The organism is Acinetobacter sp. Marseille-Q1623 (assembly GCF_902809895.1).
Classification (GTDB): domain Bacteria; phylum Pseudomonadota; class Gammaproteobacteria; order Pseudomonadales; family Moraxellaceae; genus Acinetobacter; species Acinetobacter piscicola_A.
This window is the reverse complement of the sequence record NZ_CADDWG010000001.1, coordinates 2,371,312-2,384,744: the sequence shown is the minus strand read 5'-3', so window position 1 is coordinate 2,384,744 and position 13,433 is coordinate 2,371,312. Positions and strand designations below refer to the sequence as shown.

14 protein-coding genes and 5 tRNA genes are annotated in these 13,433 nt (G+C 40.8%); all 19 read left to right on the top strand.

Annotated features, from left to right (window positions below; all coding sequences use genetic code 11):
- Positions 1-43 precede the first annotated feature (43 nt).
- Positions 44-370: an H-NS family nucleoid-associated regulatory protein gene (locus HUV91_RS11395; protein WP_130074517.1), complete on the top strand. Its 327-nt coding sequence runs from the start codon at positions 44-46 to the stop codon at positions 368-370.
- A gap of 171 nt (positions 371-541) precedes the next feature.
- The gene (gene gspN, locus HUV91_RS11390) at positions 542-1,285 is read left to right on the top strand and encodes a type II secretion system protein N (protein ID WP_174493433.1); all 744 of its coding nucleotides are present in this window, start codon (positions 542-544) and stop codon (positions 1,283-1,285) included.
- Positions 1,286-1,287: 2 nt separating this feature from the next.
- Entirely contained in the window at positions 1,288-2,145 is an 858-nt protein-coding gene (locus HUV91_RS11385; RefSeq protein WP_130074519.1) for a type II secretion system protein N, read from the top strand.
- 41 nt (positions 2,146-2,186) lie between these two features.
- Positions 2,187-4,427 carry a type II secretion system secretin GspD gene (gene gspD / locus HUV91_RS11380; RefSeq protein ID WP_174493432.1) on the top strand — a complete coding sequence of 747 codons (2,241 nt, stop codon included), beginning with the start codon at positions 2,187-2,189 and terminating at the stop codon, positions 4,425-4,427.
- A 125-nt stretch (positions 4,428-4,552) separates the two neighbouring features.
- Positions 4,553-5,269, top strand: coding sequence for an FHA domain-containing protein (locus HUV91_RS11375; RefSeq protein WP_130074521.1), 717 nt, complete (start codon positions 4,553-4,555; stop codon positions 5,267-5,269).
- 74 nt (positions 5,270-5,343) lie between these two features.
- Positions 5,344-6,012 (top strand): HAD-IA family hydrolase, encoded by a 669-nt coding sequence (locus tag HUV91_RS11370; protein WP_174493431.1) that lies wholly within the window; start codon positions 5,344-5,346, stop codon positions 6,010-6,012.
- Positions 6,013-6,146: 134 nt separating this feature from the next.
- A complete protein-coding gene (trpE, locus tag HUV91_RS11365) occupies positions 6,147-7,640 on the top strand; it encodes an anthranilate synthase component I (protein ID WP_174493430.1) in 1,494 nt (497 codons plus the stop codon).
- Positions 7,641-7,737: 97 nt separating this feature from the next.
- Positions 7,738-7,813: transfer RNA gene (locus tag HUV91_RS11360), tRNA-Thr, on the top strand.
- Between the two features lie 54 nt (positions 7,814-7,867).
- Positions 7,868-7,951: transfer RNA gene (locus tag HUV91_RS11355), tRNA-Tyr, on the top strand.
- Positions 7,952-7,986: 35 nt separating this feature from the next.
- A tRNA-Gly gene (locus HUV91_RS11350) sits at positions 7,987-8,062 on the top strand.
- A gap of 12 nt (positions 8,063-8,074) precedes the next feature.
- Positions 8,075-8,149, top strand: a tRNA-Thr gene (locus HUV91_RS11345).
- 143 nt (positions 8,150-8,292) lie between these two features.
- Entirely contained in the window at positions 8,293-9,483 is a 1,191-nt protein-coding gene (tuf, locus tag HUV91_RS11340) for an elongation factor Tu (RefSeq protein ID WP_174493252.1), read from the top strand.
- 45 nt (positions 9,484-9,528) lie between these two features.
- Positions 9,529-9,604 (top strand) — tRNA-Trp (locus HUV91_RS11335).
- 75 nt (positions 9,605-9,679) lie between these two features.
- Positions 9,680-10,120, top strand: coding sequence for a preprotein translocase subunit SecE (gene secE / locus HUV91_RS11330; RefSeq protein ID WP_174493429.1), 441 nt, complete (start codon positions 9,680-9,682; stop codon positions 10,118-10,120).
- A gap of 7 nt (positions 10,121-10,127) precedes the next feature.
- Entirely contained in the window at positions 10,128-10,661 is a 534-nt protein-coding gene (gene nusG, locus HUV91_RS11325; protein WP_111861062.1) for a transcription termination/antitermination protein NusG, read from the top strand.
- A 117-nt stretch (positions 10,662-10,778) separates the two neighbouring features.
- The gene (gene rplK / locus HUV91_RS11320) at positions 10,779-11,207 is read left to right on the top strand and encodes a 50S ribosomal protein L11 (RefSeq protein ID WP_004813566.1); all 429 of its coding nucleotides are present in this window, start codon (positions 10,779-10,781) and stop codon (positions 11,205-11,207) included.
- Positions 11,208-11,210: 3 nt separating this feature from the next.
- Positions 11,211-11,906 carry a 50S ribosomal protein L1 gene (gene rplA / locus HUV91_RS11315; protein ID WP_174493428.1) on the top strand — a complete coding sequence of 232 codons (696 nt, stop codon included), beginning with the start codon at positions 11,211-11,213 and terminating at the stop codon, positions 11,904-11,906.
- 298 nt (positions 11,907-12,204) lie between these two features.
- Positions 12,205-12,711, top strand: coding sequence for a 50S ribosomal protein L10 (gene rplJ / locus HUV91_RS11310; protein WP_130074254.1), 507 nt, complete (start codon positions 12,205-12,207; stop codon positions 12,709-12,711).
- Between the two features lie 48 nt (positions 12,712-12,759).
- Positions 12,760-13,131, top strand: coding sequence for a 50S ribosomal protein L7/L12 (gene rplL, locus HUV91_RS11305; RefSeq protein ID WP_065993999.1), 372 nt, complete (start codon positions 12,760-12,762; stop codon positions 13,129-13,131).
- Positions 13,132-13,433 lie beyond the last annotated feature (302 nt).

Here is a 13,433-nt window from a genome sequence, read left to right as displayed (position 1 = left end):
GAATTATTTTGAATAATTATTAAGAATTGACTATGGAGTTAATATGATGCCTGATATTAGTGATCTTTCGGTAGAAGAGTTAGAGCGTTTAGCAGCACAAGCTGAAGCGTTGATTGAATCAAAAAAAGATCAAAAAATAGAAGATGCTTATAATAAAATTATTGAAATTGCAGAAGCTGCGGGTCTAACTTTAGAACAGTTCATCGAATATGGTACGCATAAACGTAAAAAGACAACGCGTAAAGCCGTTGAACCACGTTATCGTAACAAAAACAATGCAGCAGAAACATGGACTGGACGTGGTAAACAACCTCGTTGGTTAGTGGCGGAAATTGAAAAAGGCGCTAAATTAGAAGATTTCTTGATCTAATCTTCATGTAAATGTCATGCAAAGTCCTTAAAATCTAAAGAACCAAGCAAAACTGCTTGGTTTTTTTATAAGAGTCAATTGGAGATACTCGAAAATTATGCATAATGTGTAGTCATAACTCAGGCATCATCTTGCATGGAAGAATAAATGAATATGTGTTGGTATGGCTAGATGAATAAAAAATCGAAACAGTTAACATGGTGGATTCTTGGCATTGTTGCCTTTTTCATTTTTGTATTATTACAAGTACCTGCGACGTGGTTAATTTCTAAATTTTATAAAAACAATCAAATTTTACACAATGTCAGTGGCAATATTTGGCAAGGTCAAGCAGATTGGCAGCAAGGCAATTTACGCGGCTCAGTGACTTGGCACACACGTCCTTTTGATTTGATTTTGTTGCGTGCTGGTGCACATGTTGAAATTCATAGTGGGCAAACACAGCTTAACGGTGTTGCAGCATATGGTTTGGGTAAGCGAGTCACCATTAAAAATATGACGGGACAAATTGCACCAGAAACACTGAAAAGCATTGTTGATTGGCAATGGCCCGTCAATGCCATTCAACTTAAAGATGTCAGTTTTAAGTTTAAGCAAGAGACAGGTTTTAGTGAAAGTGATGGTCAACTACAGTGGGCGGGTGGTGAGTTAATTTACACCTATGCTCAGCGCCAAGATCGTATGAATATGCCATCGTTGAATGGTCAACTGAAGGATGAAGCAGGTAAACTGATTTTTGATATTCAAGATCAACGTAGTCAAAAAATGGTCAATATTACTTTAGATCCCACAATGATGCTCGATGTGCAATTGACACAACGTTTCTTGTTAAATGTCCCTTCTTATGATGGTAAAGCTGGTTTAGATACTTATGTAATCAGTAGTCGTCAGCCTTTGTTGCAAGGAGGCTCATAACCATGAATTTTCAACAACACCTTGAACATATTTCGTGGAAAAAGCTCGATAAACTTGCGCCTGTGGTTTTATTGTTATTGATTTTGGCAATCGCTTGGAAATTGGCTGCAATGTTTTGGTGGGTGATTGCACCTCCTCAAGTGATACAGCCCGAAGCGGTGCAGCTTGGGGCACAACAACCCCAAGTTCCGAATATTTCGAGTTTTGCACTATTTTATGAAGCCAATAAAAGTGAAGCCGCGGCGGATGAAACTATTCCAATGCAATTGCAAGGCGTGGTTGTAGGTTATCCAAGCCGAAACTCCTCAGCTGTAATTAAGGTTAATGAAGTTGCAGACCGTTTTATTGTTGGACAGAATATTGACAACAGTGGCTATGAATTGTCAGAAGTATATTGGGATCGGGTCATTTTACGTCAGGCAAGTGGTGCAACTCGAGAGTTAAAATTTAATAGTTTAGGTAGCTTGTACCAACCTATTGAGCCAAATCAATCGGGTTCAGCAAGTGTCGCACCACTCCAACAAGATGTACAGCCTGCAACAGAGCCTTCACCGAGTAATAGTCAAAGCGCACTGACTCAAGCCATTGAGAAAATGAATCAAGACAAAGATCAATATTTAAAAAATATGGGCGTCAATACACAAGGTGGACAGGGCTATGAAGTGACAGATCAAACGCCTGCGGCGCTGCGTAACAAATTAGGCTTGAGGTCGGGTGATCGTATTATTTCTCTTAATGGACAAGCTGTGGGGCAGGGACAAAGTGATATACAACTGTTAGAACAAGCCAAACGTGATGGTAAAGTAAGAATTGAAATTAAGCGTGGTGATCAGGTGATGACCATTCAGCAAAGTTTGTAAGTGATGAGAACTACAAATAAAATTAGGAAAGATAATAAGTTATGGCTTTTTTGAATCATCGACCAGTTTGGGCTCTTGTAGTCGCTGCTCCTTTAATGACGGTTATCAGCACAGCAAGCCATGCACAAACATGGAAAATTAACTTACGTGATGCAGATTTAACTGCTTTTATTAATGAAGTTGCAGACATTACAGGGAAAAATTTTGCAGTTGATCCGCGTGTGCGTGGCAACGTTACGGTGATTTCAAATAAGCCGCTGAATAAAAATGAAGTTTATGACTTATTTTTAGGTGTACTTAATGTTAATGGGGTGGTTGCTGTGCCATCAGGTAACACCATTCGTCTTATTCCTGACAGTAATATTCGCAACACGAATGTGCAGTACGACCCGCGTAATAATGCACGTGGTGATCAAGTCGTAACACGTGTGATTTGGCTAGAAAATACCAATCCAAATGATTTGATTCCTGCTTTACGTCCACTGATGCCGCAATTTGCCCATATGGCAGCGATTCAGGGAACAAATGCTCTAATCGTGTCAGATCGTGCAAGTAATATTTATCAGATTGAAACGATTATCCGTAACTTAGATGGTACGGGGCAAAATGACATTGAAGCGATTACCCTGCAATCGAGTCAAGCCGAAGAAATTATAAGTCTGCTTGATTCGATGGCGGCGACAGGATCTTCTAAAGATTTTGCTGGTTCTCGTGTGCGAATCATTGCAGATAAACGAACGAATCGAATTATTTTAAAAGGTGATCCGACATCACGTAAACGTTTGCGTCACATGGTAGAAATGCTGGATGTACCTTCAGCAGATCGTTTGGGTGGCTTGAAAGTCTTTAAGCTAAAATATGCCAATGCAAAAAACTTATCTGAAATTTTACAAGGACTGGTTACAGGTCAGGCTGTGAGCTCAAGTAATAACGGCAACAATAATAGCAACAATAGCTCAATCAATAACTTAACCAATAACAATACAAATGGTTCATCGCTGAGTAATAGCTCAAGCGCTTCAAGTGCGACAGGTTCATCGATTAATTTAAACAGTAATACTTCAAATAATAATCAAAATAATATCAGCAGCTTTAATGCCAATGGAGTCAGTATTATTGCTGACAGCACGCAAAATGCCTTGATTGTAAAAGCTGAACCGCAGCTTATGCGAGAAATTGATGCTGCGATTCAACAACTTGACATACGTCGTCAACAAGTTTTGATTGAAGCAGCCATCATTGAAATAGAAGGCAACGATACAGATCAACTTGGCGTGCAATGGGCAATGGGGGATTTGAGTACAGGCGTAGGCTTGATTAACTTCTCTAATGTCGGGTCGAGTTTAGCAAGCTTAGCAGCAGGTTATTTGACAGGTGGTGCAGCAGGCATTGGCGCAGCAATGGCTGGGAACAGTAATCAAGGTGCAGGTACATCTCTAATCTTAGGGGATTATCGAGAAGGTGCGAATGGTTCTCGTAAACTTTATGGCGCGATGATCCAAGCACTCAAAGAGAAAACCAAATCCAATTTATTATCTACACCGTCTATTGTGACGATGGACAATGAAGAGGCGTATATCGTAGTGGGGGAAAACGTTCCATTTGTGACGGGTTCTGTCAGTACAGGAAGTGGCGGCACAGTCAATCCATATACTTCGATTGAGCGTAAAGATGTCGGGATTACCTTGAAAGTAACCCCGCAAATTGGAGAAGGTGGATCAGTGCGACTTGCAGTTGAACAAGAAGTCTCAAATGTGAATCAAAGTCGTGGACAAGCAGCGGATTTGGTCACCAGTAAACGTGCGATTAAAACCACGGTCTTGGCAGATCATGGGCAAACTATCGTTTTAGGTGGTTTGATTGCAGATAATAGCGTGACTGGGCGTCAGTCAGTACCTTTCTTGGGTGCGATTCCGGGTCTAGGGCGTCTTTTTAGATCAGACAATAATAGTAATCAAAAACGTAACTTATTGATCTTTATTCATCCAACCATTGTCGATGATAATACGGATGTGCGCCGTTTAACTCAGCAACGTTATGACCAACTCTATGGTTTGCAATTGGCAATGGATAAAGATGGTAACTTTGCTAAATTGCCTGCCAATATAGAAGATGTGTATCAACAACGTCTACCATTGACCTCTAATCCACAAAATCAGCCAAAAATTATTCAGCCTACTCCTCAAAATTATCAACAGGTTCCGTCGGGTGGTGCACACAAAGCCATCACTACACCTGTTGCAGAAGATCAATCTAAAATTCAGCAGCAAAGGGTCAATTAAATCTTGAGTTAACTTCACTTTGGCGATAAAGATTGTAGAATTCAGTTTGTATGATCGTGGTTAAGACTATTAAAAACTGAATTTTGCATGTTAATATGCTTTTGAATCAGAATGAGAAGATCATCATGACTTGGAAATTAAAGGCAATTAGTGCAGAACTTGAAGGGAAAGAGGTTTCAATTGACAAAGACATGTTAGTTGGTCGCCATCAAGAGGCTGATATTTTATTGCAAGCGGCAGAAATTTCACGTCGCCATGCTGCTTTTTTAGTAAAAGATGATGCACTTTGGGTTCAAGATTTGAAATCTTCTAATGGTACATTTGTAAATGATATTCGTATTGATGAACAAAAATTGTTAAAAGATAATGATATTGTTCAATTTGCTAGTCTAAAATTTCATGTCTATGCACCTGCTGTTCAGGTGGAGACTGTGCCTGAAATCGTTGCCCCTATGGTCACTGCTGACGTTGAGGAAATTATTCAACCTGCTGAAGCAATTGCTACCTCAGAGATTAAACCACCGGTGGTAGAGGAAAAAATTGAAAAAGAAAAAACCGCAGCAGAAAAAATGAATGAACAGGGGATGCCTGAACTTTCATCACGAGATGAACATGTGCAACTGTCACGTGATGGTATGCCAACCAATATCGGTGTGCCAAAACCTGCGCCAATCCCTGCCAATGTAGACATCCATGCACCAGTACCAGAAGCGTGTGAAATTAAAACACCTGAAGTTTGTGTTGAGAAAGAAGTAGAAACCCAGAAAAATGCAAAAGTTGGACTCATTACCATTATTACTTTGGTCATTTTGGCGGTGATTGCTTGGCTATTCTTTAAATAAGCCTTGTTTCAACCTACAATCAAGGCATGCAATCGCATGCCTTTGTTTTATCAGTGATCAGTGGATGTAAAAAGATGAATGTTGCAAAGTTGGATCAGCGAGAACTTATTTTATTTGATTTGGATGGAACCTTAGTTGATTCAGCATTTGATCTCTATCGTGCGATGAATTTAAGTCTGGCACGTTTGGATTTACCTTTGGTGACTGAGGCGCAAGTGCGGGTTTGGATTGGTAAGGGAACATCATTATTTTGTGAAAGCACCTTGCAATATTTAAAAGGTGAAGTTGATCCTGATTTGCATCAACAGCTTTTGGCTACATTTTTAGAAATTTATAATGCTGAACCTTGTGTAGATACCAAAGCATTTGATGGTGTTCTTGATTTTTTAGAGTGGGGGTTGAAACACAATAAAAAATTGATTTGCGTGACCAATAAGCCTGAGCAACCCGCTCGAAAAATTTTACAAGAATTGAAAATGGATCACTATTTTATAGATGTGATTGGCGGTGACCGTTTTGCAGAACGCAAACCTGATCCGATACAGTTAAATTATTGTATAGAACATTATCAGTCTAGTGCTGATAAAACCTTAATGATTGGTGATTCGAGTAATGATGTTGCAGCAGCACGCCGTGCCCAGGTCGATTGTGTTGTTTTAAGCTATGGTTATAATCATGGTGAGGATATTCAGTTATGTCAGCCACAACAGGTGGTCGATAATATGATGGAATTGCTGCGTTAAGTGAATGTAAACCCTGCAAAATAAATTGATGACAAAGGAAAGAGGAATGAACAGTAAAAAAGTTTTTCGATGGCGATACTAAGTAAGATTTTTATTTTAAGCCACTGAGTAAAATCGAAAAAGAGAACTTCCTGATGACGACATTAAATCAATTTGAACAATTAAAAACAGCAGGCTACAGCCTTATTCCTGTCTATCGCCAACGTCTTGCAGATACAGACACGCCTTTATCTGTATTTGCCCGACTCAAAGATCACAAACAAGCTTATTTATTTGAATCTGTAGAAGGTGGTGAGAATTGGGCGCGTTATTCGATTATTGGTTTGGGGGAATCAACGGTTTTTTCCTGTAATGCAGGGCAACTCACCATTCAACAAGCCAATGGCGATATACGTCAGCAGACATGCTTAGATCCCTTTCAATATATTCGAGACTTTCAAGCACAGTTTAAGGTGCCACCACATGACCTTATTCCAGATTTACCACAATTTACTGGAGGCTTGGTGGGGTACTTTGGTTATGACTCAGTGCGCTATATCGAGCCACGATTAAATAACGTGCCTGAAGCAGACCCTGTGGGTTTACCTGATTTATGGATGATGCTGTCTAAAACTGTGATTGTCTTTGATAATTTAAAAGATACCTTGTTTTTGATTGTACATGCAGATGTCAATGATGCAGATGCTTATCAAAAAGCACAGCAACAACTTGATGAACTTGAGACTTTACTGGCAACGCCAATCAGCTTACAAGCCAAAAAACATACTGCACCGCATTTTGAATCATTAACAGGTAAAGAAAACTACCTTGCTTCGATTGAAAAGGTCAAAGAGTACATCCGTGCAGGCGATGTGATGCAGGTCGTCCCTGGGCATCGTATGGTGTCAGATTTTGATGGTGAGCCTTTGCAGGTGTATAGAGCCTTACGTCATTTGAATCCATCGCCTTATTTGTTTTTGGTGCAAGGGCAGACTTTGGAAAATAATCAACCGTTCCATATTGTCGGTTCTTCCCCAGAAATTTTATCTCGTTTAGAAAATGGCATTGCCACAGTGCGTCCACTTGCTGGGACTCGCCCACGCGGTAAAACCAAAGAAGAAGATCTAGCACTTGAAAAAGATTTATTGTCTGATGAAAAAGAAATTGCAGAACATTTAATGTTGATTGACTTAGGGCGAAATGATGTTGGTCGTATTTCAAAAATAGGCAAAGTGCAAGTGACTGATCAAATGGTGATCGAGCGCTATTCACACGTTATGCACATTGTGTCCAATGTACAAGGCGAAGTGCGTGATGATGTAGATGCTTTGGATGTTTTTAAAGCAACTTTCCCTGCAGGTACGCTGTCAGGTGCACCAAAAATACGTGCAATGGAAATTATTGACGAAGTCGAGCCTGTAAAACGTGGAATTTTTGGTGGTGCTGTTGGTTATTTAGGCTGGCATGGTGAAATGGACATGTCGATTGCGATCCGTACCTGCGTAATTCGTGAAAATAAGGTCTATGTACAGGCAGGAGCAGGCTTGGTTTATGACTCAAATCCTGAATCTGAGTGGAATGAAACCCAAATAAAAGCTCGCGCAGTGATCAAAGCGGTTGAATTATCATCAAATGGATTGATTTTATAGGTTTTTAGCGATTTTTTTTAAAAAAACACTTGCAAGGATTTTTCTTTTTGCTAAACTGCACACCGTTCCGATACGAAAGGTACGAAACAAAAGAAACGCCGGCATAGCTCAGTTGGTAGAGCAACTGACTTGTAATCAGTAGGTCCACAGTTCGAATCCGTGTGCCGGCACCATCTAAAGTTTTGTAATGTAATAGTAAAGGTTCAACACTGAAAGTAAGTGTAATTGGTGGGATTCCCGAGCGGTCAAAGGGAGCAGACTGTAACTCTGCCACGAAAGTTTCGAAGGTTCGAATCCTTCTCCCACCACCATTAACTTCGATTGAAGTGGTAATTACCAACATTTAGCGGGAGTAGCTCAGTTGGTAGAGCGGTAGCCTTCCAAGCTACATGTCGCGAGTTCGACCCTCGTCTCCCGCTCCATCGAAGATGATTGCTCTTATAGCTCAGTGGTAGAGCACTCCCTTGGTAAGGGAGAGGTCTCGAGTTCAAATCTCGATAAGAGCTCCAGATTACAGTTTAGTAGATTATTCTACAAAAATTCAAAAAGCAGGCTTATTAGTCTGCTTTTCAAGTATTGGGTGTCTGGTTTTTAGACAATATGTCGATGGGTTGTATTAGAACTGTGTTCGACGTAAACGAGGAAAATAAACATGGCTAAGGCTAAGTTTGAACGTAATAAGCCACACGTAAACGTGGGCACAATCGGTCACGTTGACCATGGTAAAACAACTTTAACAGCTGCAATTGCAACTGTATGTGCAAAAACTTTTGGTGGCGAAGCGAAAGACTACGCTGCAATTGACTCTGCACCAGAAGAAAAAGCACGTGGTATTACAATTAATACTTCTCACGTAGAATACGATTCTCCAATCCGTCACTACGCGCACGTAGACTGCCCAGGACACGCCGATTATGTTAAAAACATGATCACAGGTGCTGCTCAAATGGACGGCGCGATCCTTGTATGTTCAGCGACTGATGGTCCTATGCCACAAACTCGTGAACACATCCTTCTTTCTCGTCAAGTAGGTGTACCTTACATTCTTGTTTTCTTAAACAAATGTGACATCGTTGATGATGAAGAGTTAATCGAATTAGTTGAAATGGAAGTTCGTGAACTTCTTTCTACTTATGACTTCCCGGGTGATGACACTCCAGTAATCCGTGGTTCAGCTTTAGCTGCACTTAACGGTGAAGATGGTCAATACGGTGTTCCAGCTGTACTTGCACTTGTTGAAGCGCTTGACACTTACATTCCAGAACCAGAACGTGCAATCGATAAAGCATTCTTAATGCCAATCGAAGATGTATTCTCAATTTCTGGTCGTGGTACAGTAGTAACAGGTCGTGTTGAGTCTGGTATCGTTAAAGTCGGCGAAGAAGTTGAAATCGTTGGTATTAAAGATACAGTTAAAACAACTGTAACTGGCGTAGAAATGTTCCGTAAATTGCTTGACGAAGGTCGTGCAGGTGAGAACTGTGGTATTCTTCTACGTGGTACTAAACGTGAAGACGTTCAACGTGGTCAAGTATTGGCTAAGCCAGGTTCAATCAAACCACACACTAAATTCGACGCAGAAGTATACGTACTTTCTAAAGACGAAGGTGGTCGCCACACTCCATTCCTTAACGGTTACCGTCCACAGTTCTACTTCCGTACAACTGACGTAACTGGCGCAATCTCTTTGAAAGAAGGCGTTGAAATGGTTATGCCTGGTGACAACGTAGAAATGTCAGTAGAATTGATCCACCCAATCGCAATGGACCCAGGTCTACGTTTTGCGATCCGTGAAGGTGGTCGTACAGTGGGTGCTGGTGTAGTTTCTAAAGTTACTGCATAATTGTTTTATCTCAAACCGAGGGTTTCGATTCTCGGTTTGTCTTATAGGTCAGTAGTTCAATTGGTAGAGCGTCGGTCTCCAAAACCGAATGTTGGGGGTTCGAGTCCCTCCTGACCTGCCATATTTTTAAATAAAAAGCTTGATGCCGACTGATCTGGTCATATAATAAGTCGCGAATCCTACGACGAGTAAAAGAATGTCGAATGATAAATCGCGTGACGCAATGGGCGGCGCGCCAATTCCTCAAAGAAATAACCCTGCTGAAGTTGTAAGCTCTGGTACACCATTTGATGTGGTGTTATGGATCGTTGCATTGATTCTGTTGATTGGTTCAATGATGGTTCCACAGTTTTTACCAGCATATTGGGCACCTGCAAATAGCATTTGGGTGCGCATTGGGGTAATTATAGCTTGTATCATCGTGGCTTTAGGTTTATTATACGCCACCCATCAAGGCAAAGGCTTTGTTCGTTTGTTGAAGGATGCTCGATTAGAGTTACGTCGAGTGACTTGGCCTACGAAACATGAAACAGTTACAGCTTCATGGCAAGTTCTACTGGTAGTAGTGGTTGCGGCGATCATTTTGTGGTGCTTTGACTACATTATTGGTTGGTTTATGAAGTTTATTATCGGGTAAGAGAGCTATGAAACGTTGGTACATTATTCATGCCTATTCTGGTTATGAAAAACAAGTGATGCGTTCACTTAATGATCGAATCCAGCGTAGCGCTGTTGCTGATAGCTTTGGTGAAGTCCTTGTTCCTACTGAAGAAGTAGTGGAAATGAAGGATGGTAAGAAACGTAAATCAGAGCGTAAATTCTTTCCTGGCTATGTGTTAGTTGAAATGGAAATGAATGATGAAACTTGGCACATTGTTAAAGAATGTCCAAAAGTATTAGGTTTCATCGGTGGTACAGCAGAAAAGCCTGCACCCATTACGCAAAAAGAAGCTGATGCGATTCTTGCACGTGTACGCAATACTGGTGAAGCACCTCGTCCTAAGACAATGTTTGAACCAGGCGAAGAATTGTTGGTTATTGACGGTCCATTCACAGACTTTAAAGGTGTGGTGGAAGAAGTTATATACGATAAATCACGTTTAACCTTAACGATTAACGTGTTTAATCGACCAACACAAGTTGAATTGGAATTTCGTCAAGTCGAAAAAACAGTTTAATCATTGTTGGTTGAAAAGCGCCCGATTTTATCGGGCATTGTTATTATCGCAGTAATATGTTTGCTGTGTGAATAAAATGGGGAGCCTAACGGCGTTACTACCCAGAGGTATTAGATAATGGCTAAGAAGATTGACGGCTATATCAAGCTGCAAGTTCCAGCTGGTAAAGCGAATCCATCTCCACCGATTGGTCCTGCACTAGGTCAACGTGGTGTTAACATCATGGCATTCTGTAAAGAATTCAATGCTGCGACACAAAAACTTGAAGCTGGTCTTCCAATTCCTGTCGTGATTACTGTGTACAACGATAAATCGTTCACTTTCATCATGAAAACTCCTCCTGCTGCGATTCTTCTTAAGAAAGCTGCGGGTATCCAAAAGGGTTCAGCTGTACCTAACAAAACTAAAGTTGGTAAGTTGACTCGTGCTCAATTGGAAGAAATTGCGACTACTAAAGAACCAGATTTAACTGGTGCTGATTTAGACGCACGTGTTCGTACCATCGCTGGTTCTGCACGTTCTATGGGCTTGGAAGTGGAGCTATAAGACATGGCTAAATTAACTAAACGTCAAAAAGCCATCGTTGCTGCTGTTGAAGCACACAAAGTTTACACTTTGGAAGAAGCGGTTGCAGTTCTTAATGGTCTTCCTGCAGTTAAATTCAAAGAGTCTTTGGATGTTGCTGTAAACCTAGGTGTTGACCCTCGTAAATCTGACCAAGTTGTTCGTGGCGCGACGACACTTCCTGCAGGTACTGGTAAAACTGTACGTGTAGCTGTGTTTGCTCAAGGCGCTGCTGCTGAAGCTGCTAAAGCTGAAGGCGCGGACGTTGTTGGTTTTGATGATCTTGCTGAAAGCATCCAAGCGGGTAACCTTGACTTTGATGTTGTTATTGCTGCTCCAGATGCAATGCGCGTTGTAGGTAAGTTAGGTACAATTCTTGGTCCACGTGGCTTAATGCCAAACCCTAAAGTGGGTACTGTAACTCCTGACGTAGCAACTGCAGTTAAAAATGCAAAAGCGGGTCAAGCACGTTACCGTGTAGACAAAGCGGGTATCATCCATGCTGCGATCGGTCAAGTAGGTTTTACTGCTGAAGCTGTTCGTTCAAACGTTGAAGCACTTATTGCTGACCTTAAGAAAGCAAAACCTGCGACTTCTAAAGGTATCTACATTCAAAAGATCACTTTGAGCTCAACGATGGGTCCTGGTCTTACTGTGGATGTACAAAACGTTTCTAAATAAGTTTTAACTTATTTAAATAAAGAATTTTAAAGCCCTGAGAAAATTTTAAAGCATCGCTTTAAGATTTTCGCAAGAAACGTAGTTTCTCGCAAACTCAGGCAAACTTTGAATTGATAAGTGAATATTTATCAGCGTCAAAGACCTCAGGCGAGGTGGTTTTTCGAAGCCACTTCTTAAAAATCCAGTCTGAGTAGACGCGGTGGTGTGATTTGTTCCTCCTCCGCGTGTAAATCGAAAGGTTTACGAATTGGGAGTGCACTTTTTTAGAGTGCATAAATCACCGTTAGGAGGTTTTACAATGGCTCTTCTTATCGAAGACAAAAAACAGATCGTAGCTGAAGTAACAGAAGTTGCTTCTACTGCGTATGCTGCTGTTGTTGCTGACTACCAAGGTTTAACTGTTGAGCAATTAACTGCTCTACGTGTTGAAGCGCGTAAACTAGGTGTTGCTACTCGTGTAGTACGTAATACTTTGGCTAAACGTGCGCTTCAAGACACTCAATTCAATATTTTGAATGACAACCTTGTTGGCCCAACAATCTTAGCTTTCTCAACTTCTGAAGACGACATGGGCGCTGCAGCTCGTTTGTTTGAAGAATTTGCTAAAACTAATAAAGCATTTGAACTTAAAGCTGCTGCATTTGACGGTAAAGTTTATCAAGGTGCTGAAGTTAGCGTAATCGCGAACCTTCCAAACCAAGAGAAAGCGCTTACTATGCTTGCAAACGTTCTTCAAGCTCCTATTTCGAAATTGGGTCGCCTTATTACAGCGCTCAAAGAGAAAAACGAGTCAGAAGCTGCTTAAGCTTAAACATTTTTACACACCATTCAATATCCATTTGGAGTTACTCTCATGGCTTTAACTAACGAAGAAATCTTAAACGCAGTTGCTGAAAAAACTGTTCTTGAACTTGTTGAATTAATTTCTGCTTTCGAAGAAAAATTCAATGTATCTGCTGCTGCTGTAGCTGTAGCTGCTGCTCCAGGTGCTGGCGCTGCTGCTGCTGAAGAGCAATCAGAATTCACAGTTGAACTTGCTAGCTTCGGTGCTAACAAAGTTGCTGTAATTAAAGCAGTTCGTGAAGCAACTGGTCTTGGTCTTAAAGAAGCGAAAGATCTTGTTGAAGGCGCTCCTTCTGCAATCAAAGAAGGCGTTTCTAAAGAAGAAGCTGAAGAACTTAAGAAAAAACTTGAAGAAGCTGGTGCTGAAGTTAAACTTAAGTAATCGCTTAGGGGGTCGATTATTTAAAAATCGACTCCACAAATTGGCTGATAGCTCTTGGGCTATCAGCCTTTTTGCGTTACAATAATCGGCTCGATTTTAGATTGAATGATAGAAAAATCATCAATTTTAAGAATAAGCAAACAAAATCAAACGCTTAACAATATTTTTCCATTTTAAAAATATTGTTAAGCGTTTTATACCACTGAAAATTGCAGCATTTGTAAAAGGTGGTGGTCATATCGACCTGCGTAATTCCTTCTAAATCCGTTCTGCAGGCGGGTTTAGTTTACTTTCCGAGGACT

What these genes read in the sequence shown, in the direction of transcription:
- HUV91_RS11395 (WP_130074517.1), top strand. Translation starts at nt 44, where the DNA reads ATGATGCCTGATATTAGTGATCTTTCGGTAGAAGAGTTAGAGCGTTTA.
- gspN (WP_174493433.1), top strand. Translation starts at nt 542, where the DNA reads ATGAATAAAAAATCGAAACAGTTAACATGGTGGATTCTTGGCATTGTT.
- HUV91_RS11385 (WP_130074519.1), top strand. Translation starts at nt 1,288, where the DNA reads ATGAATTTTCAACAACACCTTGAACATATTTCGTGGAAAAAGCTCGAT.
- gspD (WP_174493432.1), top strand. Translation starts at nt 2,187, where the DNA reads ATGGCTTTTTTGAATCATCGACCAGTTTGGGCTCTTGTAGTCGCTGCT.
- HUV91_RS11375 (WP_130074521.1), top strand. Translation starts at nt 4,553, where the DNA reads ATGACTTGGAAATTAAAGGCAATTAGTGCAGAACTTGAAGGGAAAGAG.
- HUV91_RS11370 (WP_174493431.1), top strand. Translation starts at nt 5,344, where the DNA reads ATGAATGTTGCAAAGTTGGATCAGCGAGAACTTATTTTATTTGATTTG.
- trpE (WP_174493430.1), top strand. Translation starts at nt 6,147, where the DNA reads ATGACGACATTAAATCAATTTGAACAATTAAAAACAGCAGGCTACAGC.
- tuf (WP_174493252.1), top strand. Translation starts at nt 8,293, where the DNA reads ATGGCTAAGGCTAAGTTTGAACGTAATAAGCCACACGTAAACGTGGGC.
- secE (WP_174493429.1), top strand. Translation starts at nt 9,680, where the DNA reads ATGTCGAATGATAAATCGCGTGACGCAATGGGCGGCGCGCCAATTCCT.
- nusG (WP_111861062.1), top strand. Translation starts at nt 10,128, where the DNA reads ATGAAACGTTGGTACATTATTCATGCCTATTCTGGTTATGAAAAACAA.
- rplK (WP_004813566.1), top strand. Translation starts at nt 10,779, where the DNA reads ATGGCTAAGAAGATTGACGGCTATATCAAGCTGCAAGTTCCAGCTGGT.
- rplA (WP_174493428.1), top strand. Translation starts at nt 11,211, where the DNA reads ATGGCTAAATTAACTAAACGTCAAAAAGCCATCGTTGCTGCTGTTGAA.
- rplJ (WP_130074254.1), top strand. Translation starts at nt 12,205, where the DNA reads ATGGCTCTTCTTATCGAAGACAAAAAACAGATCGTAGCTGAAGTAACA.
- rplL (WP_065993999.1), top strand. Translation starts at nt 12,760, where the DNA reads ATGGCTTTAACTAACGAAGAAATCTTAAACGCAGTTGCTGAAAAAACT.